This window comes from Luoshenia tenuis, from assembly GCF_014384745.1.
Taxonomy (GTDB): Bacteria; Bacillota; Clostridia; order Christensenellales.
The window spans coordinates 474,670-499,300 of sequence record NZ_JACRSO010000001.1; the positions used below are offsets into that span (position 1 = coordinate 474,670).

At 60.0% G+C, this 24,631-nt stretch carries 22 protein-coding genes; 13 read left to right on the forward strand and 9 right to left on the reverse strand.

Annotated features, from left to right (window positions below):
* Positions 1–214 precede the first annotated feature (214 nt).
* Positions 215–1,312, reverse strand: a complete 1,098-nt coding sequence (locus H8699_RS02340; RefSeq protein WP_249284313.1) for a PIN/TRAM domain-containing protein — start codon at positions 1,310–1,312, stop codon at positions 215–217.
* 211 nt (positions 1,313–1,523) lie between these two features.
* Here H8699_RS02340 and H8699_RS02345 point away from each other — a divergent pair, with 211 nt between their 5' ends.
* The 5 genes from H8699_RS02345 (at position 1,524) to H8699_RS02365 (ending at position 6,332) form a co-directional block, all read left to right on the forward strand.
* Positions 1,524–2,240 (forward strand): MgtC/SapB family protein, encoded by a 717-nt coding sequence (locus H8699_RS02345; protein WP_138294827.1) that lies wholly within the window; start codon positions 1,524–1,526, stop codon positions 2,238–2,240.
* A 29-nt stretch (positions 2,241–2,269) separates the two neighbouring features.
* On the forward strand, positions 2,270–3,097 hold the full coding sequence (locus H8699_RS02350; protein WP_249284314.1) for an SDR family NAD(P)-dependent oxidoreductase: 828 nt from the start codon (positions 2,270–2,272) through the stop codon (positions 3,095–3,097).
* A gap of 185 nt (positions 3,098–3,282) precedes the next feature.
* On the forward strand, positions 3,283–4,083 hold the full coding sequence (locus H8699_RS02355; RefSeq protein WP_249284315.1) for an amidohydrolase family protein: 801 nt from the start codon (positions 3,283–3,285) through the stop codon (positions 4,081–4,083).
* Between the two features lie 126 nt (positions 4,084–4,209).
* Positions 4,210–4,893: a lysoplasmalogenase family protein gene (locus H8699_RS02360; RefSeq protein WP_249284316.1), complete on the forward strand. Its 684-nt coding sequence runs from the start codon at positions 4,210–4,212 to the stop codon at positions 4,891–4,893.
* Positions 4,894–4,901: 8 nt separating this feature from the next.
* Entirely contained in the window at positions 4,902–6,332 is a 1,431-nt protein-coding gene (locus tag H8699_RS02365; protein ID WP_330605148.1) for an aldehyde dehydrogenase, read from the forward strand.
* Positions 6,333–6,410: 78 nt separating this feature from the next.
* On the opposite strand, the gene H8699_RS02370 is transcribed toward H8699_RS02365, so the two are convergent.
* On the reverse strand, positions 6,411–9,815 hold the full coding sequence (locus H8699_RS02370; protein ID WP_249284318.1) for an ABC transporter permease: 3,405 nt from the start codon (positions 9,813–9,815) through the stop codon (positions 6,411–6,413).
* A gap of 181 nt (positions 9,816–9,996) precedes the next feature.
* On the opposite strand from H8699_RS02370, the gene H8699_RS02375 reads away from it, so the two are divergent.
* The 3 genes from H8699_RS02375 to H8699_RS02385 all read left to right on the forward strand — a co-directional run bounded on the left by H8699_RS02375 (position 9,997) and on the right by H8699_RS02385 (position 11,595).
* Positions 9,997–10,584 (forward strand): DUF7018 domain-containing (lipo)protein, encoded by a 588-nt coding sequence (locus H8699_RS02375; protein WP_249284319.1) that lies wholly within the window; start codon positions 9,997–9,999, stop codon positions 10,582–10,584.
* Between the two features lie 169 nt (positions 10,585–10,753).
* Positions 10,754–11,047: a hypothetical protein gene (locus H8699_RS02380; protein WP_249284320.1), complete on the forward strand. Its 294-nt coding sequence runs from the start codon at positions 10,754–10,756 to the stop codon at positions 11,045–11,047.
* Between the two features lie 197 nt (positions 11,048–11,244).
* Positions 11,245–11,595, forward strand: a complete 351-nt coding sequence (locus tag H8699_RS02385) for a helix-turn-helix domain-containing protein (RefSeq protein WP_249284321.1) — start codon at positions 11,245–11,247, stop codon at positions 11,593–11,595.
* Positions 11,596–11,751: 156 nt separating this feature from the next.
* Here H8699_RS02385 and H8699_RS02390 read toward each other — a convergent pair whose 3' ends face one another.
* Genes H8699_RS02390 through H8699_RS02400 form a run of 3 tightly spaced genes read right to left on the reverse strand, consistent with a single transcriptional unit; the run spans position 11,752 to position 13,467 of the window.
* Positions 11,752–12,021 (reverse strand): glutaredoxin family protein, encoded by a 270-nt coding sequence (locus H8699_RS02390; RefSeq protein WP_249284322.1) that lies wholly within the window; start codon positions 12,019–12,021, stop codon positions 11,752–11,754.
* 30 nt (positions 12,022–12,051) lie between these two features.
* Positions 12,052–12,777, reverse strand: coding sequence for an alpha/beta hydrolase (locus H8699_RS02395; protein ID WP_249284323.1), 726 nt, complete (start codon positions 12,775–12,777; stop codon positions 12,052–12,054).
* A gap of 30 nt (positions 12,778–12,807) precedes the next feature.
* Complete coding sequence (locus H8699_RS02400) at positions 12,808–13,467, reverse strand: hypothetical protein (RefSeq protein WP_249284324.1); 660 nt, start codon at positions 13,465–13,467, stop codon at positions 12,808–12,810.
* Positions 13,468–13,668: 201 nt separating this feature from the next.
* On the opposite strand from H8699_RS02400, the gene H8699_RS02405 reads away from it, so the two are divergent.
* From H8699_RS02405 to H8699_RS02415, 3 genes are all read left to right on the forward strand, one after another.
* Positions 13,669–13,839 carry a DUF1540 domain-containing protein gene (locus H8699_RS02405; protein WP_171025936.1) on the forward strand — a complete coding sequence of 57 codons (171 nt, stop codon included), beginning with the start codon at positions 13,669–13,671 and terminating at the stop codon, positions 13,837–13,839.
* An 18-nt stretch (positions 13,840–13,857) separates the two neighbouring features.
* Positions 13,858–14,262, forward strand: a complete 405-nt coding sequence (locus H8699_RS02410) for a DUF1540 domain-containing protein (protein ID WP_138295231.1) — start codon at positions 13,858–13,860, stop codon at positions 14,260–14,262.
* 155 nt (positions 14,263–14,417) lie between these two features.
* A complete protein-coding gene (locus tag H8699_RS02415; RefSeq protein WP_249284325.1) occupies positions 14,418–17,336 on the forward strand; it encodes a glycosyl hydrolase family 28-related protein in 2,919 nt (972 codons plus the stop codon).
* A gap of 72 nt (positions 17,337–17,408) precedes the next feature.
* On the opposite strand, the gene H8699_RS02420 is transcribed toward H8699_RS02415, so the two are convergent.
* From H8699_RS02420 to H8699_RS02430, 3 genes are read right to left on the reverse strand one after another with little or no spacing between them, the layout of a single operon-like run.
* On the reverse strand, positions 17,409–18,023 hold the full coding sequence (locus H8699_RS02420; RefSeq protein ID WP_249284326.1) for a GNAT family N-acetyltransferase: 615 nt from the start codon (positions 18,021–18,023) through the stop codon (positions 17,409–17,411).
* A 14-nt stretch (positions 18,024–18,037) separates the two neighbouring features.
* The gene (locus H8699_RS02425) at positions 18,038–19,438 is read right to left on the reverse strand and encodes an HdeD family acid-resistance protein (RefSeq protein WP_249284327.1); all 1,401 of its coding nucleotides are present in this window, start codon (positions 19,436–19,438) and stop codon (positions 18,038–18,040) included.
* A complete protein-coding gene (locus H8699_RS02430; protein WP_249284328.1) occupies positions 19,432–20,271 on the reverse strand; it encodes a metallophosphoesterase in 840 nt (279 codons plus the stop codon). Before H8699_RS02430 ends, H8699_RS02425 begins: the two co-directional genes overlap by 7 nt.
* Positions 20,272–20,519: 248 nt before the next feature.
* Between H8699_RS02430 and gap the strand changes: the two genes are divergently transcribed.
* Positions 20,520–21,536, forward strand: coding sequence for a type I glyceraldehyde-3-phosphate dehydrogenase (gene gap, locus H8699_RS02435; protein ID WP_249284718.1), 1,017 nt, complete (start codon positions 20,520–20,522; stop codon positions 21,534–21,536).
* Positions 21,537–21,763: 227 nt separating this feature from the next.
* On the forward strand, positions 21,764–23,368 hold the full coding sequence (gene pckA, locus H8699_RS02440; protein WP_249284329.1) for a phosphoenolpyruvate carboxykinase (ATP): 1,605 nt from the start codon (positions 21,764–21,766) through the stop codon (positions 23,366–23,368).
* Positions 23,369–24,091: 723 nt separating this feature from the next.
* Here pckA and H8699_RS02445 read toward each other — a convergent pair.
* Positions 24,092–24,409: a hypothetical protein gene (locus H8699_RS02445; protein ID WP_138294848.1), complete on the reverse strand. Its 318-nt coding sequence runs from the start codon at positions 24,407–24,409 to the stop codon at positions 24,092–24,094.
* Positions 24,410–24,631 lie beyond the last annotated feature (222 nt).

Below are 24,631 nucleotides of genomic sequence, written 5' to 3' on the forward strand. Positions count from 1 at the left end.
TAAAATCCTTCCATTCGATTTATCCTATTACAGATAGCCTATTATACCACACCGCGCCCGGGGGCTGCCCGGTAAGCCGGTCGGTTTACGCCTACAATTATACCATGGCGCCGCTTTAAGATGCAAAAGCGCTGTATCCGCCTTGTATGGGCGGTGTAAACTTTTGGGGGTAAACAAAAGCCGGAGCAAACGCCCCGGCCCTACAATCCCACTTTTACACCAACTTCACAAATACCATCTGCCCCGCCGCCGTTTGCAGCAGGCTTGTCACCTCTACCTGGCGCCGCATGCCGATATAAGGCCTGCCGCCCTCGATGACGATCATCGTCCCATCGTCCAGATAGGCCAGGCCCTGCTCTTTTTCCCGGCCCTCCCGCAGAATCTGCACGGTGAACTGCTCCCCGGGCAGCAGGCGCTGGCGCATGGCCCCGGCCAATTCGTTGACGTTGAGCACCCGCACCCCCTGTACCCCCGCCATTTTATTTAGATTATAATCGGTGGTAACCACGCACCCCCCCTCTTCCCGGGCGATACGGCAAAGCGCCGCGTCCACCTCTTCACCTGTCCGGCGCTCCCGGCGCACCACATGCACCCGGGCGGGCAGTTCCTGGCGGATGCTTTCGAGCATCTCCAGCCCTCGCCGGCCCCGCTGGCGGCGCAAAGGGTCCGGCGAATCGGCAATGTGGCGCAGCTCCTGCAGTACAAAATCCGGCACGGACAAGCGCCCGTCCACAAAGCCCGCCCGCACCACGTCAAAGATCCGCCCGTCGATGATCGCGCTGGTATCCAGCACCTTATCCGCCGGTGGCTTTAGCCCCTCGGCCTGGGCGGCCCGCTCCTGCTCGCGGCGGCGCAGCGCGGCAAAGTAATCCATCAGTTCGCTGCGGCGGCGCACAGCCAGGCGCATCCCCAGCAGCCCCAGCAGCATGTAGATCGACAGCTTGACCACCACGCTCAGCCAGAAGACCGGCAGATCGTTAGCCAGAAAAGAGAGCATAAAGGCCACCGCCAGCCCCACCAAAAGCCCCAGGGCGCCTGCCACCAGATCCGCAATGGGCGTGGCGCTCAGGCGCTGCTCCAACGCCCCGGCTACACGGTACACCGCGCGAAAAAGCGGCGGCGCCAGCAAAAAGGCCATCGCCCCGCCCACCGCCGCGCAGGTCAGCACCAAAATCAGATGCCCCCAAATCGGCATGTACCGGCCCAGTTCTCCCCCGCCCAGAAAGTTGAAGCCCAGCATCACGATCCCCAGGCTCCACCCGGCCAGCACGCCCACCAGCGTGACGATCCCCCGCAATACCCTGGCGATCAAATACCGCGCCCCCCTTCTATAAGCCAAAGGCCCCGCTTTTAGGGCCAGATCAACATACTTTATCCTTCATTATCATACATCATGAAGGAAAATGCCGTCAACCTGCCCATCTTGCCCTTGTGCCGCATGGGGTAAATGGCCTATAATCTTGTTAACATTCAATATTATGTAAAGGAACTGTGCGTTCCTTGTAAAGGAGGATACGGCCCACATGGTCTGGACCGACTTTTTGATCCGCATCAGTTTAGCCGCCGTACTGGGGGCGCTCATCGGCCTTGAACGGCTGATGCACCGGCATATGGCCGGCATCCGCACCAACGTGTTGGTCTGCGTTGGCGCCTGTCTTTTCGTGCTTTTTTCCCTGATCGATGAGGAAATGGGGGATCGTTCCCGCGTAGCGGCCCAGGTGGTCACCGGCATCGGCTTTCTGGGCGGCGGCGTGATCGTGCGCGATGGGTTTACCATCAAGGGGCTGACCACCGCGGCCACCTTGTGGTGCACCGCCGCCATCGGCGTATTGCTGGCCGCCGGGCACCTGATGTTTGCCTGCATGGCCACCGCGCTGGTACTGCTGACCAATATCCTGCTGCGGCCCTTTTCCAACCATATCTCTGCCAAAAACTTCAGCCAGAATACCCGCTATGGCTGCCTGTACCGCTTTGAGATCACCTGCCGCCAGAGCGACGAGTGGACCCTGCGCGGCGATTTGGCGCAAATGCTGCGCGACCAGAAAATGCAGCTGCAGGCCCTGGAGAGCAAGGACGCCAAGGACGGTTTTGTGGATTTTACGGTCTATGCCCGCCAGCGCACCCCGCAGGATGCCACCGCCGAGTATGTGGTGCACGAGCTTGCCCTGCGCGAGGGGGTGCGCCGCGCCTCCTGGTATCGGGAGGATCACGTGGGCAACGATGAAGAGGCCGGTTTTTAGGCCCACTTAAAAGATAAGGAGGAACATTCATGCGTAAAGGCGTACTGGTCACCGGCGGGAGCCGGGGTATCGGCAGCGGCATTGCCCGCTGTATGGCCCAGGACGGGTATGACGTGGCCTTTACCTACCGCGGCGCGCATAAGGAGGCGCAGGCGCTCTGCCGGGAGCTGGAAGGCTATGGCGCGCGCGCCTTTTGCCGCCAGGCCAACCTGGAAAAGGTAGAGGATTGCCGGGAAACCGTGGCCTGGGCCGCCCAGGCGCTGGGGCAGCTGGACGCGGCTGTGTGCAACGCCGGCGTCACGCTGACTTACCCGTTTCAGGATTTTCCTCTGGAGCAGATGCAAACGCTGATGGACCTGAACCTGCGGGGCTACCTGCTTACGGCGCAGGCCGCCGCCAAGGTGATGATCTCCGCGGGCAGGCCGGGCGCCATCGTAATGATCACCTCCGTGCGGGCCACGCGGGCCTTTCCGGAGGATGCGGTCTACGGCGGGATCAAGGCTGCGCTCTGCCGCGCGGCTGAGGGGATGGCCCTTGATCTGGCGCGCTACGGCATCCGGGTCAACACCGTGGCCCCGGGCTATATCCAGACCCGGGATACCCCCGAAGTGCAGGCGTTTTCAGATGGGTTCGGCGCGCGCATTCCCCTGGGCCGGGCCGGGCGGCCGGAGGATATCGGCCAGGCTGTGCGCTTTTTGTGCTCCTCTCAGGCCGCCTACATCACCGGCGCCACCTTGCGGGTGGATGGCGGATTGATCCTTCCCGGCATGCCGGAGGTACCCTTTGGCCCCGCCTGGGGCAACCCGGACTATCCGCCGGACAGAGAGATACTGGACTACCGCTTCCCCGGCGAATAAGCCCCCAAGGCATGGCCGCCGGAACCCGGTTGTGCGCGCGAAGGCTGCACGGGTTAGGAGGAAAATCACGCAACTGTTTCTCCAAAATCGTTGCCCCCTCATATAAGGCGGGCTGCATAAATCCCGTCCCTGCGGGTATGCTCAAATGGGACGGGCCCTAGACTCTTGAAAAGAAGGCTTGTCAAATGATCGTCGATTTTCACATGCACCTGTTTCCGGACGCTATTGCCCCCAAGGCACTGGCCGGGCTGGCCCGTACCTGCGGCATGGTCCCCCGCGGCGCGGGCACGGTAGCGGACACGCTGGATATTTTGGACCGCTGCGGCGTGGACGCGGGGGTGATCGAGCACATCGCCACCCGCCCCGGACAGACGGAGAGCGTAAACAAATTTGCCCAGCAGATCCAGTCGGACAGGCTGATCTGTATGGGTTCGGTCTACCCCACCGACCCCGGCGCGGCCCAGTGGGTAGGCCGTATCCGGGAAATGGGCCTGCATGGGCTCAAGCTGCACCCGGATTATCAGGATTACCGGGCCGACGACCGGGCCGCCTACCCGGTGTATGAACAGGCCCAGGCGCTAGGGCTGCCCATCGTCTTCCACGCCGGATACGATCCGCTCTCGCCCAAGCTGATCCATACCACGCCCGCCATGCTGCGGCGGATCACATCGGACTTTCCCCGCCTGCAAGTGGTCGCCGCCCATATGGGGGGGATGGAGTGCCGTTTAGAGGCGTTGGAGACCCTTTGCGGCATCCCCAACCTGTACTTTGATACCGCGCTTTGTGCCGAAGGCTTCATGGCCCCCGCCTTATTGCAGGAGATGATCGCCCGCCACGGCTACGAGCGGGTGCTGCTGGGCAGCGACTGCCCTTGGCACCTACCCGAAAACGAGATGCGCCTGATCGATTCGCTCCCCATCCCCACCAGCCAAAAAGAGGCCATACTGGGAGATAACGCGGCAAGGCTGCTGGGGCTTGACGCTTAGGCAGAATTAACCGATTATTTACACGGCCCCGGTTTCACAGGGGCGATAAATGGGTTATAATGGAAATAAGGGGTAGCTTTAATCGATAACGATTGGACGGGCCTCGTTTGAAAGGTGGTATTGAACATGGCCGTTTTCTTCTCGATTCTCACTTATCTGTTCCTTGCGGGCTTCGCCGTCATGGCAACGGTCTATATGATCCACACCGCAAAAGAGCGCAACCAAAAGACGATGGTAGAGCTGCTGATCTGCGGCGGCTTGATCCTGGCGGCGGCGGCCACTGGCGCCCTGGCCGGAAAGGCAGCCGTAGGCTACGCACTGCTGATGATACTGGCGCTGCTGCTATTTGCCGTGGTGTTTGTGATGCACGAGCAGGTGGAGTCCCCCCGGTTTCTGGCGGGGTTCTTCAGCGCGCTGGTCGCAAATGTGATCTTTTCCATGGCCTTTGCACAGGCCAGCGGCATGCACTGGCTGGATATTTTGTTCTTCATCGGCATACTGGCGCTGTTCATCCTGGTTCCCCGGATGGCGGGGCTGCGGATCGAAACGCTGAAGGTGCCGGCCGTGTTGGCCGCTATCAGCGCCACGCTGATGTTGACCAAAGCCTTTTCCCTTTTGTATGTTTTTCGCCTGCCCGCGGCCTGCGGCTGGTGGAGCGTGGCCGGTACCCTGCTGCTGCTGGGCGGACAGGCGGTAGTAGCCCTGCCGCAGTTCTCCTCCCGCTTTAGCCGCCACAGGATCCCTGCGCTGATACTGAGCTTTGCCGGGCAGATCGCCCTGGTGCTGGGGTTGATGAACGCTTCATTTTAAACATTAGAATTGGACCAACACAAAGGGGCGCATACAAGCGCCTCTTTTTTGTTCAAGGAGGTACGTATATGGATCTACAGGCTTTGGCTTCCCGCCAGCAGGCGTATTTTGACGCGGGGCACACCCGCCCGGCAGCCTTTCGCCGCGCGCAGCTGCAAAAGCTGACCGATGCCCTGCGCGCCCACGAGCCGGCGCTGGTGCGCGCATTGGCCGAAGACCTCGGCAAGTCCCCTTCGGAAAGTTATTTAAGCGAGGTGGGCATGATCTACGCCGAGGCCCGCGAGATGCAGCGGCACCTGGGGAAGTGGGCCCGCCCGCAAAGGGTCCCCACCCCGCTGGCCAATTTCCCCGGCAAGGGCAGAATCTACCCAGAGCCCTATGGCCGCTGCCTGATCCTGGCGCCCTGGAATTACCCCGCGCTGCTCAGCCTCCAGCCGCTTGTAGGCGCGCTGGCCGCCGGCAACTGCGCGGTGCTCAAGCCCTCGGAATACGCGCCGCATACGGCCCGGGTGCTGGAGGATATCCTGACGCAGGCCTTTGCCCCGGAGTACGTGGCCGTGGTGCAGGGCGGCCCGGAGGTGAGCCAGGCCCTTTGCCAGCACCCCTTTGACCTTATCTTTTACACCGGCGGCGGCCAGGTGGGCCGCAAGGTAATGGCGGCTGCGGCCCAGCATCTGACCCCGGTGATCCTGGAGCTGGGGGGCAAAAGCCCCTGTATCGTGGATCAGACTGCCGACCTTGCGCTGGCCGCGCGGCGCATCGTATGGGGCAAATTTTTAAACGCCGGGCAGACCTGTGTCGCGCCGGATTATCTGCTCGTCCATCAGGACGTATGCCAACCCTTATTGGAGAGGATGCGCGAGACCATCGCCGCGTTTTACGGCCCAGAGCCTTTGCAGAACCCGGATTATCCCAAGATCATCTCGCCCCGGCATTTTGAACGGTTGACCGGGCTTTTGGCCGGTTGCCGCGTCCTTGCCGGGGGAAAGACCGATCCTGACGCCTGCAAGATCGCCCCTACCCTGCTGGGCGATGTGGATATGGACAGCCCCATCATGCAGGAGGAGATCTTTGGCCCTCTGCTGCCGGTGCTGCCCTATGCCGGCCTTGACGAGGCCTTTGCCCAGGTGCGCAGCGGCCCTAAACCCCTGGCTGCCTATTGCTTTACCCGGGACCGGCATACCCAGCAGCGCTTTTTGCACACCCTCTCTTTTGGCGGGGGGTGTATCAACGATACGGTGATGCACCTGGCCTCGCCCGCCCTGCCCTTTGGCGGCGTGGGGGAAAGCGGGATGGGCGCTTACCACGGCCAGGCCAGCTTTGAGGCCTTCACCCACCGGAAGGGTGTGCTTAAAAAGGGCCTGTGGCCGGATATTCCCCTGCGTTACCCGCCCTATACAAAGCGAAAACAGGACATGATCCGCAAGGTGATGAAATAGCTGTATGAACAACAAAATCAAGGCGAAAAGGAGCATTCCTTTTCGCCTTGACTTTTACGTTTTAGGATTCATTTTCCTTTATTCCACGCTTTTCAGCGCCTCGATCATATCGATCTTTTGCAGCTTGCGGTGCAGTACCAGGTTGACCAGCGCGGCGAACAGCGCCGTCATCCCCGCGCCGTACAGGTAGCTCATGGGGGCGATCTCCCGGCCAAACATCACCATATCCACCTCGCAGGTCACCACCACGTACTGGTGCAAAAAGTAGCCGCCCACCAGCCCCAAAAGGATGCCCAGCACCGTCAGCAGGGCGTTTTCCCGGCAGACATAGGCCGTCACCTCGCCATCGTAAAAGCCCAGCACCTTGATGGTAGCCAGCTCCCGCGTGCGCTCTGTAATATTGATATTGGCCAGGTTATAAAGCACCACAAAGGCCAGCGCCCCCGCGGCGATGATGATGACGTAAACCACGTAATTGATGCTGCTCAGCATCTGGTTGATATCCTCCAGGCCCTTGGTGGTAAAGCGCACCTGGCGCACGGCCGCGTTGGCGGTCAGTTTCTTGGCCAGCGCATCATCCCGGGCCGCATCCTCCCCTTCCAGGCGGCAAAGGTAGGTATTGGGCTGCGCCGCCTTCCCAAAGGTCGCGGCGTACCCCTCCTGGGTCAGGTACACGTAATGGTAAACGTAGTTTTCAACGATCGCGCCCACCACCACGCTCACCGGCTCTTCCCCATTGCCCGGCGCCTTCAGGGTGAGGGCATCTCCCACGCCGATACCCAGCAGGCTGGCCAGCTTTTCGGTGATCACCGCCTCGCCGCCGGTCACCGCGGTCTCCTCCTCAGAGGCGCGGGGGTGCAGCGAGATGTAATCCCCTAAAGGCTCTCCTTCTTCTAAAGCGACGACGATGGCATCGTTGCTGCCTCCGCCCTCCGGGCCCGTGGCCTGCATGTTCTGCATGGAGACCATAAGGGTGCTGGCCGCGCCGTCCGGGCCTTTGAGCGCGGCGGCTACCGCTTCAAGGTCGCCCGCGGCGGCATCCGGGTCAACCGATACCATCAGCTGATAGTGGCTGATCCCCTCAAACTGCCTGGGCACGATGGACATGATGGAATCCCGCAGGCCAAAGCCGGTCAGCAGCAGCGCCATGCACCCGGCGATGCCCAGCACCGTCATCCAAAACCGGCGCTGGTAACGCAAAAGGTTGCGCGCGGTCACCTTGCGGATAAAAGAGAGCCGCTTCCAAAACCAGCCGATCCGCTCCAGCATCACCCGGCGCCCGGCCTTGGGCGCGCGCGGGCGCAACAGTTGGGAGGGGGCCTCCCGCAGCGTCGCCGCGCAGGCCGCGAAGGCCGATAGCGCCGTGCAGGCCACGGCCAGCAGCGTAGCCCCAATGGCATAGGACGGGATAAAGGGCGTTTGCACTGGCGGCACCGTGTATAAAATGGCGTATACCGAGGATATTACCCGCGGCAGGCCCCAAAAGCCCGCCATCATCCCCAGCGCGCAGCCCAAAAGCGTGCTAAGCAGCGCGTACGCCACATATTTAAAGGCCACCGCCCAGGGCCTGTAACCCAGGGCCTTGAGCACGCCGATATGGGTGCGCTGCTCTTCTACCATACGGGTCATCGTGGTCAGGCTGACCAGGGCCGCCACCAGGAAAAACAGCACCGGGAACACATCCGCTACCGCCGTCACCCGGGCCGCATCCTCATCGTAACCGGAAAACCCTGCGTTATCCCTGCGGTCCAGCACGTACCAGCGGCAACTGGTCACCCCGTCCAGCTGCTGCTGCGCCGTATCGATCTGCGCCTGCGCCTCATCCAGCTGCCCTTGGGTTTCGGCCTTTTGCGTTTCAAGCTCCGCCAGGCCCGCATCGTACGCCGCCTGTGCCTCGTCCAGCCGGGCGCGCGCTAAGGCGAGCGCCTGGTACCCCTCCCGGCGGCCGGTTTCCAGCGCTGTGCGCTGGCGCTCCAGCTCCTGGCGCCCCTGTTGCAGCTGGGCTTTAGCGGCATCCAGCTGGCTGCGCGCATCGGAAATCGCCGTGCGGCCGGCAGATAGCGCAGCCCTCCCCTGCTCAAGCTCGGCCGCCGCCTGGGCAAGCTGCGCATCCCATGCTTCCAGGGCCTGCTGGGTCTCCTGCGCTGCCTCCAGTTTGGGGCGCAGCGCCTCTACCGCAGGCTTTAGCGCCTCATAGCGGGCCACCAAAAGGGCATAGGTCTCATCCCCTGGCGTGGGGTAGGCCGCGATCTGCGCAGCCAGCGCATCAAAATCCGCCACCTGCTTTTCCAGCGCCTCTATCTGGGGCCGTTGTGCCTCAAAGTCCGCCTGGCCCTGCTCCAGCTGCGCCTTTCGCGCCTGGTATTCCGCCTCATTTTCCTCAAGCGCTGCCTGCTGCTCATCCAAAAGTGCGGCCTGCTGCTCCAACGCCTGTTGCTGGACTTCCAACTCCAACTGGCCCGCGTCGATCTGCGCCTGGGCTTGTTCTATGGCCTGCGCTCCGGCCTCCAGCTTTTCGGCCAGCTCCGCCTGGCTGCGGGCGTACTCCGCCTCCCCCTGCTCAATGGCCTGCGCCCCTTCATCCAGCTCCGCCTGGGCCGCCTCAAGCGCGGCGTCCCGCTCTTGCCCGGCGCTTTCCAACGCTTCCCGGGCATCGGAGAGCTTTTCTTGCGCCTGGCCGCGCACATCGCTTAACCGCTGCGCCGCGCGGCTCTCCCCCAGCGTTTCCAGCTGCTGCGCCACCGGGTCTACCACATCCCAATAGGGCTGCAAAAAGCTGTTAAGGCCGGATGCGCCGGATACGGTGAGCTGTACCTGGGTATAGACCTCGCTCTCAAAGGCGGACTGGGGCAGGTAAACAAAAGCATCCGCCTGCCCGTTGCCCAGGGTGCTGGTGCCCCGCTCCAGATCGATAAACAGCGGGCTTTCCACCGTCCCTGCGATGCGGAAGGTCTGCCTGCCAAGGTGCGGCTCATCCTGCTGGCCTTCCTGCGCGCCGCGCCCCTCATCCAGGGTAAGGGTATCCCCCACCGCAAGGCCCGCGCGCTGGCATAGCCGGGTATCGACCAGGCACTCGTCCTCGCTTTGGGGCCAGGCGCCCTCCACCAGGCTGGGCCGGCTGAGCATCTGCTCTCCCTGCGGCGGGATGGAATAAAGTTTGACCACCGTTTCCGCCGTGTCCTGCACCACCAGCGCATCTAACTGATAGCCGGGCTGCACCTGGGCAGCGCCCGTCTGGGCCTGTAAAGCCTGCACGTCCTCCTGGGTGAAGCCCAGGGTGGAGAGCAGCTCCAGGTCCATCATCTGCTGGCGGTCAAAATATCCGTCGGCGCTCTGGCGCATATCCGGCCCCGTGGCCCGCAGGCCTACAAAAAAGGCTACGCCCAGCGCCACGATCACGGTGATGGAGATAAAGCGCCCCGCCGTGCGGGCGATCTCCCGGCGCAGGTCCCGCAAAAGCATGGGGCCGCTGTTATTTCTCATGCTTGCCTCCTTAAAAATGCGAAAACCACTCTATCTTGTCAGTATATCACACTTTTTCCCGTTGCCACCACAATCCAGCGGGGTTGACAGGAACGTCTACAATATCTATTCTTAATATGTATTATGCAAATATGCCTCATTGAGAGAATGGGCAGATTTGAGAAAGAGAGAGGGAAAAAACATGAAAACCAAAACGCTGATCTGCGCACTTCTATGCGCCCTTTTAGCCGCAACGCTGATGCTGGGCGGCTGCGCCGCGCCGGCTCCCGAGGCCACCCCATCCCCCAGCGCCACGCCGGAAGCCACCGCCACCCCGCAGGCCACTGCTACGCCCCAAGCGTCCGCCTCATCTGCCGCCGGCGACGATGAAACCAGCCTGTTGCGTTATATTAACGATATGACCAGCAAAGCCAACGCCCTTTCCACCTCCATGACGGATGTTGGCAAGGCCTTCCAGAACCTGGCCGAGGCGGACGAAGCCTGGGCGCAGGATATTTTGGATAAGATCGAGACCTGTAAAAAGGACTGCGAAAACTTTAAAAACATGCAGGCGCCTTCCATCTTCCAGGAGACCCAGCAGCTCTACAGCGAGGCCGCAGAAAAATTCATCGCCGCGCTGAACCAATACCGCGATGGCATCAACGATTACATGTCCTCCAAGGATGTGAACAAGCTGGTGGACTATGTGACCCAGGCCAATGACCTGCTGCTGGATGGCAGCCAAACGATGCAGGAAGGCGCCCAGGCCATGCAGGACGCGGTAAAATAAGCTTTTGCGCGTACGCCGCATGAAAAAAAGCATAATGGCATACCTTAAGGGCGGGAAGCGCAAGCGACCCGCCCTTTTTGCCCCCTATCTTAGGCGCCCGGCCGGTTTGCTTTTCAAAGTATGGGGGTGTACAATAAGGTAAAGCTTAGCAAAGGAGGAATGGTTGGAAATGAGGACGCTTTCAAAGGTTCGCGAATTTGCCGGCGAGGCCAGCAACGCCCTGTTTAATAAGCAGCAGGCCGTTACCGTTACGCTGCGGCTGCTGGAGATGGAGGCCAACGACCCCAACAATACCCCGGAGGAGAGCCGTATTTTGAAAACGGCGATCTCCAAAGCCGAGTTCCGCTATCTGGACCTGACCCGGACCGATACGGATGCGCTGCTGGATTCCCTGGGCGTGGCCCGCTTTACCACCCAGGATATCGTATCCGCGGTGGAGGACATCATCTTTAACGCACAATAACCCTGGTAGGGTTGCGCGGCGCAGGGGATACCCCCTGCGCCGTTTGTATTTCTACCGTTTCAGGCTATGCCCGATCCATAGGTGTAAGGGCTGCCCGGGCAACCGTCACCGCCGACTCATCGGTGGAATACCGATGCTATATCAAATTGATACATGAGTCATGTTCACATAAGTTATACTTAAGGAGGACAAGTCTCATGAAATATCTGCATCGCCTTGCCCGAAACATCAAATCTCTGCGCGCCATCCATGCCCTAACGCAAGAGGACCTTTCCCTGAATACCGAGATCAGCCTCTCGGTGCTGCGCGAGCTGGAGCATGGCCGGGGCAACCCGACTTTAAGCACGCTGGAGCGCCTGGCAGACGGCTTGGATGTGGACCTGTCCAGCCTGCTGGCAGAAAATTGCAAACTGCACATCATGGATGTTTACCTGCCACTGTTCAAACAGCTCAATGGCTTCCAATCCCTCAGCCCTGAAAATCAGGCCGCGGCCATACAATCCTTCAGCGATTTTATTAAGATCGTCTTTAAAACACAGCAACATTGACCTTGCGGATATAGAATGGCCCGCTGTCTAGGAGAACCAGCGGGCCGCAGGTGGTTTTGGTGGGACCTGCGTTATTAGGATAGCGCGCCCCGGCCGCAAACACAATCCTTCCTATGCGCGGCAGGGCGCCGTTATAGCAGCGGCCGCGCATAGCCCTTACAGCGCCGGGCGGCAGGCGGCCTCCAATACCCGGCGCACCTTTTCCATATCCGGCACGCCCTCGTGCAGCTTTTGCCCGCCCACATAGAAGGTAGGCACGTAATAATAATCGTACCGGTCCGCCAACTCCTTTTGCGCACGCTCGTCGATCACCCGCAGCGGGATCTTGCTATACTCCGGGTTCTCTCGGCAGAGCTGGTCGATCAGCCTTTTCGCCTCATGGCAATAAGGGCAATCGGGCAGAATAAACATCAGTATCTCCTGCATTTTGCTTCTCCCTTCATCAATCATCATTCATTAGTCTGGCCCAGCGTCAGGGGCCATATCCCCATAATCAGAATTCGTCAGATAGGGCGCCGCCCAGCAAAGCGCCCTTTGCCAGCGCGCCGGGATGCCGGTAAAATGCCCGCCCCGGTTCCACTGGAGGGTAACGCGTCCCGGCCCCAACCGCCCGGATAAAAGCGCGTAGCTGCTGCGCGTAGCCTCCCCCACGGCGCGCATACGCGCAGGGCCGCCATGCTCCTCCGCGCGCCCCAGGGAAAGGTAGATGCGGCCGGCCTGCAGCGGGGTATCCTGCAGGTATCTTAGCCACCCATCGTACCATAGCGAGCCGGACAGCGAGGCGACCAGCCCAAACGCCCCGCATTGCCCCGCGGCCCATAGCGCAAACAGGCCGCCCAGCGAGTAACCCGCCAGCAGCCTGCGGCAGGGCCGCTCCTCCACCGGCGCCCGCAGCGCCAGCGCCGGCAGCGCCTGTCCGGTCAAAAAATCCAAAAAATCCTGCGCCTGCCCGGTAAAGGGCCTGTCCGCCTGCAGCGGCGGGGCAGCCCAGGGGGTGTAATCCCGCATGCCATCAGCCTGTACGGCCATCAGCACCATATCCGGCAGGTTCTGGGCCAGGGCAGGCAGCTGCTCTGGTTCCAGCCCGCAAAGCAGCGCGCAGCCATAAGGCCCTTTTCCCCGGGGCGCCAAAACCGCGCACACTCGCCCGGACAGGTCAAATTTTTCCAAATTTCCCTGCATGGCCGCCCTCCTTTATGGCAAAACAACCTATTAATGCTCTCCGTCAAAATACACGTCCCGGTCGCTTAAAAGCGGCGGGCGGCGGCGCACCCACAGCGCCAGCACCAGCGCCGCGATGTTCGCCGCGTAGATCCAGTACACCCCCACAGGCCCCAGCCCAAACTGCACCAGGCACAGCGTAAGGCCAACCAGCATGGGGATGGCTACCAGCCGGCCGCACAGCTTCTGGTGCATCTCCGGCCCGGCAAACAGGGATTTGCGCCGTTCAAAATAGATCAGGTTGGGCAGCGCGAAGGCCGCCAGCAGCAAAAGCATCTGCCAGGGCATATAAAGCGGCAGCAAGGGGGCTACCGCCAAAAAAATGCGGTTGCCCCGGAAGCCCGCCGCCCGCCGCCGGGCCAGCGGAACGACCAGGTACGCCGCCAGCGCCGCCGGGCTCAGCGAGGCTGCCGCAATCAGCAGCGCCATGCCCTGCATCCCCATCTCCCAGGCGGGCAGCACCAAAGCGGGCAGCGTTAAAAACGCAAAATACGCCACAGCAGCCAGCGCGTAAACCGGCAGGCAGCCATAAATATAGTAGGGCAGCCACCGGCAGCTAAAAGATGGCGTGGACGCGCATGGGCCCTGCGCGGCAAGCGGCGCGCCCTTGCCCTTACTTTTTTTCTTTTTTCGGTTTTTATGGTTGGGCATGCCCGTTCCTCCAAATCGCTTTTATGTCTAAGCGCCGCCCAATGCGGCCGCGTTAGAATCGGTTATTTTTATTATACCTCCTGAGCCGTTGGCGGGCAAATCCGCCTTCTAGGCAAAATTTTAAGCTAGGAATTGCCAGCTTGTTTTCGCCCACGCCGGGGAAAGCTAGGGTTAACCCAAAACAAAGGAGGTATGTTAAGCATGAGTGATTGCATGGGCCGTCAGGCCATCCACTGCGATGTGACCAAGTGCGCGTTCAACGAGGACAGTTGCCGCTGCGGGCTGGACGCCATCGACGTTTGCAACTGCCGCGACGATGGGACCGGGCGCAAAGAAGACCAGAGCATGTGCGCCAGCTTCCAGCAGCGCTAGCCTAAAGGAGGCGCAAGAATGAGACCGAGTTTACGTTGCCTGGCTACCAGTTGCGCGTATAACAACAACTACCGGTGCGGCGCTGGGGATATCGAAGTGGTGGACGACCACGCCCCCGTCGTGCGCTGCTCCACCTACAGCTACCGTCTGGGCGAGGAGGATACGCCCAACAAGCCCACCGAGGGTATGTCCACCTTTGGTTTTATCGAGGTGGATTTTGCGGGCGTTGGCATTGCCTCCCCCATCACCGGCGCGTCCGTACGGATGGAGGACCATAACCCGGCGGTGCTGTGTACGGCCAGGGAGTGCCTGTACAATGCAGACCTGCAATGTACGGCAGGGCAGCTGAAGATCGGCATGCCCTCCCAGCAGCCCACCCAAGAGGCGGCCTGCGAAACCTACCGGCCCCAGGGACGGGAATAGGCACATCCAAGCAAAAGGCGCGGGATTATTTCCCGCGCTTTTTTGTTTATAAGCTTTCCTTAAATTCTTATGGCAACTATGCTATAATCTAAATGAACAGCGCCCCGGCAACGGCGCTAAAAGAGAAAAGCCAAAGATAAAAAGGAGGGCTTGCTATGCAAAGTTCAAAATCGTTTTATTTGCAGGCGCCAAAGGACCCCCGCGCCGCCTACCTCACGCCGGAGAACTTCCCCGTGCGCGGCGACGGCGTAAATGACGATACGTTGGGTATACAGGCAGCCATCAACCAGGTAAAAGAGGAGATGGGCTACGGCGTCGTCTTGATCCCGGAGGGGACTTACCGGATCACCCGCACCCTTTACGTACCCAAAGCCGTGCGGCTGATCGGTTACGGGCAAAACCGCCCCACCTTTGTGCTGGAGGATAACGCCCCCGGTTTTGACCAAGATGACCCGGAGGATAAGGGGCAAAGCAAATACCTACTTTGGTATGTGGACCGGGTGCCTAAGCTGGGCGAGGCAGTGCGGGACGCCAACGCCGGCACCTTTTACAGCGCCCTGGTCAATGTGGACCTGCGCTTAGGCAAGGGTAACCCCAGCGCGGTGGCGCTGCGCACCCATTTTGCCCAGCACAGCTTTATCGCCCACGTGGATATCCACATTGAAAGCGGCCGGGCCGGGATGTTTGACGCGGGCAATGAGATGGAGGACGTGCGCTTTTTCGGCGGGGATTACGGCATCATCTCCACCCGTACCTCCCCCAGCTGGCCCTTTGTGATGGTGGATACCGCCTTTTACGGCCAGCGCAAAGCCGCCCTTTGCACCCAGGAGGTGGGGTTGACCGCCATCCGCACCCATGTAAAGGATACCCCGGTGTTTGCCCAAACGCCGGATGGCTTTTACGAAAAGCTGTACGTGGAGGACAGCGTGCTGGAGAACATCACCGATACCGCCCTTGTCATCAGCTTGGAGGATAACAGCGTGGGCCAGATCAACCTGCGCAATGTCGCCTGCCATAACGTGCCTACCCTGGCCCGCTTCCGGGCGAGCGGCAAGGTCTGCGCCGGGCGGGAGGGCGATTATCTCATAACCCGCTTTACCCATGGCCTGGTGCAGGAGGGCTTGGGCGCGCACGAAGAGATGCGCACCCTTTGCGAGGTTTCCGCCCTATCTGCGCCGCCGGTCATGCCGGAGAGCGACATTCCGGCCCTGCCGCCGGTTTCGGCCTGGGTCAACCTCAAGGACCTGGGCGCCAAGGGCGATAACTGCACCGACGATACCGACGTACTGGAGGCCGCGCTGCAAAAGTACGATTGCTTGTATCTGCCCCAGGGCTGGTACATCGTCACCCGTCCGCTGAAGATGCGCCCGGGCACGAGGCTTATCGGCTTAAACCCCATCTCTACCCAACTGGTGGTGCCGGATAACTGCGAGGCTTTTGGCGACGTGGGCGCGCCGCTGCCGCTGTTGGAGGTGGCCCCGGGCGGGCAGAACATCCTCTTTGGCATCGGTCTAAATGCCGGGGCCAATAACCCCCGCATCGTGGGGTGCAAGTGGTGCGCGGGCGCCGGTAGCTATATGAACGATGTCAAGTTCGTGGGCGGCCACGGCACCATGGGCTGGGACGGGCAAAACCAGCCCAGCTATAACGCCAACCGCACGGCGGACCCGGATATCGACCGGGTGTGGGATTACCAGTATTGGTCGCTTTGGGTCGCGGGCGGCGGCGGTGTCTTTAAGGATGTCTGGACCGCCTCTACCTTTGCGGCGGCGGGCTTTTACGCCTCGGATACCCATATCCCCTCCCGCATCTATGCCATGAGCATCGAGCACCATTGCCGCAACGAGGTCAAGTTCAAAAACGTGCGCAACTGGAAGGTGTACGGCTTGCAGACCGAGGAGGAGGTGGCCGAGAGCCGCCATTGCCAGCCGCTGGAGCTGCGGGACTGCGCTAATCTGCTGTTCGCCAACACTTACCTTTTCCGGGTGATCTGGCTGTACAATCCCTATCCTTACGCCATTACCACGCAAGGGTGCCGGGATATCGAATTTGCGGGTGTGCATAACTTTACCCAGGTCAAGTACACCATGGATAACCTGCTGTTCGACCGGACCAGCGGCCTTGAGGTGCGCCCCTGGCAGCTTAGCAGCCTCATCCTCGGCGAAAAGGCCGAAAAGCGGCCTCCCGTCACCTGCCCGGCGGTGTTAAACGGCCTGCCGCAGAAATTGGCCGGCGGCTTTGAGTTCCCCGACGCCATCACGACGGATCAAAAGGGCAACGTGTACTTTAGCGAATCCCGCATGCGCCGCATCTACCGTTGGGACGCGGCGGCCCAAACGCTGAAGCTGATCTGGGATGCGCCCTTTAAGCCCTTGGGCCTGGCGGTGGATACCCTTGGCAACCTGCTTGTGGCCTGCGAGTTCATCATCCCCAAGGGGGCGACCCAGGGCGGCCGGCCCGTGGTGGGGGATAAGCCCAACGAGCCCACCTCGTATGGTACCTGGTACCGCGCGGACGCGGTGGTGCGCATGTACGCCATCGATCCGGAGAACCCCGAGGAGAGCGTGCGGCCCCTGCCCCTGCAGGATATGCAGGGCGTAGCTAAGGTCGCCCGGGCTTATTACCCCGGCAACCGCTGGCGGGATTCCAATGACTACCTGCAAAAGGCCGTGGAGCCCTGTGAAAAGTGCTTTGTCGCGCCGGATGGGGTGACCATCATCCCCTACTGCTACGATCTGATCCGCATGTCCACCCTCTCCCCCGCCACGCCGGGCGCGCCCTTCTATGCGGTGGATGAGTATCTAAAGCGCACCGTGCGCTTTGACGTGGATGCAAAGGGCGCCCTGTCCAACCCCCAGGTGGTGGCCGAGCGGGGCGAGTACAGCGTGGCGCAGGATGCCTGCGGCCGCCTGTTTGTGCCCAACGGCCAGCTTTACGTGTACGCGGCGGACGGCGCTCCCCTTGGATGGGTGGACTGTCCGGACCGGCCCAGCTGCGTAGCCTTTGGCGGCGCGGATGGAAAGACGCTGTACATGACCACCCGCAGCGGATTTTACGCCGTCGCGCTGGCCTGATAGCGGATTGCCCGCTTAATTCTGTTAAAAAGACCAAAGCCCCCGGCTTACGCCGGGGGCTTTTGCTATTCCCTATTCCCGCCCAAGGTCAATGATCCTTCGATAACCCCGCCACTGCGCTTCCATCTCCTCCAGGGGGATGAAGCGCTGCGGCAGCGCCGGGTGGGCGGCCAAATGCTTTTCCATCCAGATCATATCATACCAGGTGCCAAACTTATATCCGCACTTTGCAAAGCGCCCCACCAGATGGTAGCCCATGCGCTGGTGAAAAGGCACGCTTCCCACGGGCAGATGCCGGTCCTCCCCCTGGCAGGTAGCGATGCAGGCATTGCAGTTGAGCACGCGCTGCGCGAGCAAAATCTCTTCCAGGGCAGCGTACAGCGCCCGCCCCAATCCCTTTCCCCGGGCTTCCGGCGCCAGGTAGATGGAGGTCTCCACCGCCCAATCGTAGGCCTGCCGGCCGTTAAAGCGGCCCGCGTAGGCATAGCCCAGGGGCGCGCCCTCCCGCAGGGCCACCAGGTACGGGTAGCGCGCCAGGGTATTTTGGATGCGCCCGGCAAATTCCTGCTCTGTGGGCAGGGCGTACTCAAAGGTTATGGCCGTGCGGCGCACATAGGGCGCATAAATCGCCCGCAGCGCCGCCGCATCCGCCGCTGTAGCCATACGGATCTCGATCCTGTCCGGCATCTCCATTCCTCCTTTTAGCCTTTTATGCCGGCCTTTTTGGCCGCGCGCCTTTTGCTGCGGGCCGCCTTTTTCTGGCGGCGCCTGCGCTTTTTCTCCTTTTTTTCCCTGCGCAGCTGATCTTTCTTTCGCTTTTCCAGATCCTTGCCGCCGTTTTTTACGTAGATACGCCGCCCGCGCACCGGGCTCTCCTCCCGCGCCAGCTCCCCTTCAAAAAAGCGGTAGCACGCGCCAGGTGTAATGGTATCCCCCGGCGCGATGCGCCGAAAGCCCATGGCCCCCAGCAGCTGGTCCACCATCCGCACGCAGTTGGTCGAAAGGGTGGAAAAACGCCGGAAGGGGGATTTGACCACCCGGTAAAACCTGGCGCCGGTGTACTTTTGCATCTTAAAAAGATAGTCCAGCCGCTTATCCCCCCGCACCGGCTTCCAGCGCTGCCAGTCGCCATACAGCTCGTCCAGTTTTTCCCGCACGGCGGCAAACTGCTGTGCCGTGGCGGAAATGGTGTAGCCCAGCAGCACCTTATTCTCTTTTTCAATACAATAATAGATGTAGTCCTCCCGGGGCGCCACGGCCACCACGCCCCGGCTGAATAATCCCCAGAGCAGGTGCCCGCCCGGGTCGTAATTGCCATAGGAGATCACCGTATCCCCAATGGCGATATCCAGGTGGCCAAATGAACTCATAAAGGGCTCGGCCAGGTGGATGTACACCTCGATATCCGCGCTTTCCCCGCCGATCTCATAGGCCTTGGTAAAGCTTTCGGCCCCCTGTTTCCGGATCGCCCGGCGGATCTTCCGCAGCAGATGCGAGGGGTAGAAAGCCTCTATAAAGATAGGCAGCGAGATGCTCAGCCGCCGCTTGACGCTCTGGGGCAGGGGTTTGCGCAATACCCCCCGCTGCTCCAATACCCGGTAGATGTTGCGCAGCCCAAACAGCAGCAGGTACACTCCTAACACCAGCGAGTAAAACAGCTCCGCCACCTGACCTACGGCAAACAGCGTGCCGGCAAAAGCCCATGAGAGCAGCGCCAAAGCCAGCCGGGTCCACCCTCCCGGCTCACCGTCCAGCCAGAGCTGCAGGCCGACCAGCGCGTCGATCATCCCCTGCCCTGCGATCCACAGCCCCAGCACGACCTGCACCACCGGCTCAAAGTCCCCGGGATGCAGCTGCAAGGTCACGCCCAGCGCCAGCGTCAGGGCAGCCTGCGCCCAAAGGGCAGGGTTTTTATAGCCCTTTTCGCTTTTTTGCGCCCCGCTGATCAGGTGGGCGACTGCCAGTCCGATCAGCACCAGGCCAATAACGTACACCGTCCAGCGCCAGCTCTCCCCCAGCTTGACCAGGGCCGCCAGCCCCAGTGCGATGTAGGCCAGCCCCAGCCCCAGGGAAAGCGCCTGGCGCACCCAGCTTTTCAGCATCCCTTATCCTCCTTTTTGGATGGCTGCAGCGTAATGCACAAGATCTCGGGCGGGTTCCAAAAGCGAAACGGCATCCGGCTGGAGGCCCCAAGCCCCCGGCTGAGCGCCAGCGCGCTTCCTCCCTCCCGGTACAAGCCGCCCACATATTGGGGCAGCAACCCCTGCCCGGGGGCAAAAAGCGCGGGCAGCCCCGGCAGGCGGATCTGCCCGCCATGCGCATGGCCCGCCAGCATCAAATCAAAGCCGATGTCCGCGATATCCGGGTATATCTCGGGCTTATGGCATAAAAACAGGTGGAAGGCCTCGCCCTTAAAGCGCAGCCTGCGCGCCCGTGCGATCAGCGCCGCATCCTTGTCGTCGTCATCCGAAAGCGCGCTGATGCCGATAGAAGTCCTGCCGATGTGTACCACCCGCTCGGTCCTTCCCGGCGCCTCCCCACCGCCCGCGCGCACTTGCACCGCGCCAAACAGCCGGTTTTTGCGCTTATTTACATAGGTATCGTGGTTACCGGATACGTAGTAAAGCGGGGCGATAGCGGCCAGTACCCGGGCAGTTTCGCGCACAAAGCGCGCGTTTTTCCGGCGCCGGTCGGCCATGTCCCCGGTCATACAGATCAGGTCAGGCGCAAGCGCGGCGACCTTTTGTTGCAGCCGCCGGTTGCCCCGCCCGAAAGAGCGCGTGTGCAGGTCGCTCAAGTGGCAGATGCGTACAGGCGCGGCGATCTTGGGGTGTTCTAAAGCGATGTGCGTCACCTTCAGCGCGCTGAAATCATAGATCAGCCGCGCCAAAACCAGCAGGGCCGCCAGCGCCAGCGCGATCCATAAGCCCGCCATGGCCCGCCCCCTTTCCATTCGTTCTTTACAAGTTATATTTTAACACGTTTCCCATCTTTATGGCTGCTAATTGCGCAGCAAAACCGTTTGCACGTCACCGTTTGCCAAAATCTTCCGCATTTTTGCAGGTGTGCGGGGCGGTTGCGTTATAATTGCATCAAGAAGTGTTAAAGAATTCACAAATTGGCTTGTCATTTGGGGGCAGGTGGAGTAAAATAATAGAAGCATAAATTGGCTAAGGAGGAAAAATCATGGTAAAAATTGGTATCAATGGTTTTGGTCGTATCGGCCGCTTGGTTTTCCGCGCGGCTGCCGCCAATCCTGAAGTGCAGGTCGTCGGCATCAACGATCCTTTCATCGACGTTGAGTACATGAAATACATGCTCACGTACGATACCGTACATGGCCGTTTTGACGGTGAGGTGTGCGTGAAGGGCGACAAGCTGGTGGTCAACGGCAACGAAGTGGCCGTGTATTCCTGCATGAACCCCGAGGAGATTCCGTGGAAAGATTGCGGCGCTGAGTACATCGCCGAGGCTACCGGCGTGTTCTGCACCGAAGAGAAGGCTTCCAAGCACTTTGTGGGCGGCGCTAAGAAGGTCGTCATCACCGCCCCCGCGAAGGATAAGAGCCCCATGTTCGTTATGGGCGTAAACCAGAATACCTACACCAAGGATATGAAGGTTGTTTCCAACGCCAGCTGCACCACCAACTGCCTGGCTCCTCTGGCCAGCGTCATCAACGATAAGTTCGGCATCGTCGAGGGTCTGATGACCACCGTCCATGCTACCACCGCTACCCAGAAGACCGTTGACGGCCCCTCCAAGAAGGATTGGCGCGGCGGCCGCGGCGCGGCGTTCAACATCATCCCCTCCTCCACTGGCGCGGCCAAGGCTGTGGGTGTTGTTATCCCCGAGCTCAACGGCAAGCTGACCGGTATGGCCTTCCGCGTGCCCACGGCTGACGTGTCCGTTGTGGACCTGACCTGCCGCCTGGCCAAAGAGACCACCTATGACGAGATCAAAGCCGCGATGAAGGAAGCCAGCGAGTCTGATCGCTTCAAGGGCATCATCGGCTACACCGAGGATGCTGTGGTTTCCAGCGACTTCACCACCGATCCGCGCACGTCCATCTTCGATGCGACCGCCGGCATCATGCTCTCGCCCACCTTTGTAAAGCTCGTTGCCTGGTATGACAATGAGTGGGGCTATTCCAACAAGGTCGTCAACCTGATCCAGCACATGGCCAAGGTCGACGCCGAATAAGCTTTTACCCTTTGGAATGAGCATTTAAAGAAAAGGCCCTTTTCATTCATTGTGAATGAAAAGGGCCTTTTTATTGCAAAATTGCCAAATCTGTATTGTAATTTTCCCTGGTTTCTGTATAATGGTAAGTGGTGAAGGTTGGGGCATTTTTAATTCCCCTAAAGACCGGCGCCAAAGGCAGTTTGCAATGCATTAAAAATACAAAGAAAAGAGGTAGAGAGCAGAATATGGCAGACATCAATTTGACCAAGTATGGCATCACCGGAACGACGGAGATCGTGCACAATCCTTCTTTTGACGATTTATTTAAGGCGGAGACCGATCCGAGCCTGGAAGGTTACGAAAAGGGCCAGGTCAGCGAGCTGGGCGCCGTGAATGTTATGACCGGCATCTACACCGGCCGTTCTCCCAAGGATAAGTTCATCGTGATGGACGAGAATTCCAAAGACACCGTGTGGTGGACTTCCGACGAGTATAAGAACGACAACCACCCCGCCTCCAAGGAGACCTGGGATGTGGTGAAGAAGATCGCCCAGGAAGAGCTCTCGAACAAAAAGCTTTACGTTGTGGATGCCTTCTGCGGCACCAATGCCGATACGCGCATGGCTATCCGCTTCATCATGGAAGTGGCCTGGCAGGCCCACTTTGTAAAGAACATGTTCATCCAGCCCACCGAGGAAGAGCTCAAGAACTTTGAGCCGGATTTCGTCGTTTACAACGCCTCCAAGGCCAAGGTTGAGAATTATAAAGAGCTGGGCCTGAACTCGGAGACCGCCGTGGTCTTCAACATCACCAGCCGCGAGCAGGTCATCATCAACACCTGGTACGGCGGCGAGATGAAAAAGGGCATGTTCTCCATGATGAACTACTACCTGCCGCTCAAGGGCGTGGCTTCCATGCACTGCTCTGCCAATACGGATATGAACGGCGAGAACACGGCCATCTTCTTCGGCCTGTCCGGCACCGGCAAGACCACGCTGTCCACCGATCCTAAGCGTCTTTTGATCGGCGATGACGAGCACGGTTGGGACGATAACGGCATCTTTAACTTTGAGGGTGGCTGCTATGCCAAGGTCATCAACCTGGATAAAGAGTCCGAGCCCGACATCTACAAGGCCATCAAGCGCAACGCGCTGCTGGAAAACGTAACGCTGGATGAGAACGGCAAGATCGACTTTGACGATAAGTCCGTAACGGAGAATACCCGCGTTTCTTATCCGATCGATCATATCGATAACATCGTGCGCCCGGTCTCCGCTGCGCCCGCGGCCAAAGAGGTCATCTTCCTCTCGGCGGACGCTTTCGGCGTGCTGCCTCCGGTTTCCATCCTGGATCCCGAGCAGACCCAGTACTACTTCCTGTCCGGCTTTACGGCCAAGCTGGCCGGTACCGAGCGCGGCATTACCGAGCCCACGCCCACCTTCTCGGCTTGCTTTGGTCAGGCCTTCCTGGAGCTGCATCCCACCAAGTACGCTGAGGAGCTGGTCAAGCGTATGAAGAAGAGCGGCGCCAAGGCCTACCTGGTCAACACCGGTTGGAACGGCACCGGCAAGCGTATCTCCATCCGCGATACCCGCGGCATCATCGATGCGATCCTGAGCGGCGACATCCTCAATGCGCCCACCAAGAAGATCCCCTACTTCAACTTTGAAGTACCCACGGAGCTTCCGGGCGTGGATCCCAAGATCCTGGATCCCCGCGATACGTACGCCAACGTTTCCGAGTGGGAAGAAAAGGCCAAAGATCTGGCTGGCCGGTTCATCAAGAACTTTGCCAAGTACGAGGGCAACGAGGCCGGCAAGGCGCTGGTTTCCGCTGGCCCCCAGAAATAAGCGCTTTACCGCTTAAAAGCGTACAAAACGGGTGTGGCAAATGCCACACCCGTTTTTTCTTTGCCCTGCGGCGCCTCTTTGCTCTGCCCGCCCGCAATATAAGCGCGCCTGTTCGGCCAGCGCCCCTAAAAATCAGGCGTTCCTGTAAAAACCGTCCGGCTTTAAAGGGCGTTTTATATTTTCTGCTTAACGCCTGCAAGGCCACTGCCCGCGCCGCACTTTGGCAGCGCCTTACCGTGACGCGGCTGTGACGCTTTGGTGACGCGTCACCGTGACGCAACCGTGACGCAGCTGTGACGCGGTGTGACGCACCTACCGAACCTAACCGAACCGTACCCAACCGAACCTAACCGAACCCAACCCCCTCGGGGGGATTCCTCCGCGGGAGGCGCGTCCCCTGCGGGACGCGAGCAAGCCTCCCCAGAGGGGCGTGTACTCTGTCCTTCTTAAGCGCCCCTCTCCCATTCGCCCGCCAGCGCAAATGCGAACCCTGACACGAAACGCCATGCTATAATAAACCTGCGCCCGTCCCCGCCTCAGCATAAAACTAAACCGCCCCTATACAGAAGCGGTTCATTATATTCAAGGTTTGAAAGTGGATAGGAAATTGAATGATGATGCCCCTATGCTTAAACTTTGGCGCATATACGCGCCATTCCCCTTAAGTACTGCATTTTTTACCCATCAAAATGCATAGCCTGATAAAACGATCATCAAAGTCTTTTATTCCTTTTTGGGCTTCTGGCTTTCGGACAGCTTTCCGTTTTCGTCCAGCATACCCATGCGCTTCATCTGTTCGACGATCAGCTCATCCACTTTGCGGCTCTGCGCCAGCAGATCCTCATCCACCTGTAAAGAGAGATATCCGGCTTCGTCCTCACCCAGCCGTTCCTCTGTCATCTTTTCAAGTTTTTCCCGCTCTGCGGCCAACTCTGGCATATCCTGCTCCCATAGGTCATAAAATATCTGCTTGTTGACGAGCGGCTTGACCTGCTCTTTCCCCGCGCCCTCGTCTTTCAAATGATCCTTTCCATTTGCCATGAATGAAATCCCTCCTAGTTACAACTATCCCTAAGCCACCAAAACCATTTTGCAGTTTTCCTGCTATATATCTTTCATTTTCCCCTAATTTTGTAGGTTTTTCCCCTGGGCTTTACCATTATAGCATAGCGTTTCGCTCAGGAAAAGAACGTATACATCCCTGGATAGCATAGCCCGTTTTGTCCCCCCTCATCCCGCAATGCCTCAAAAAGCCAGCCACAT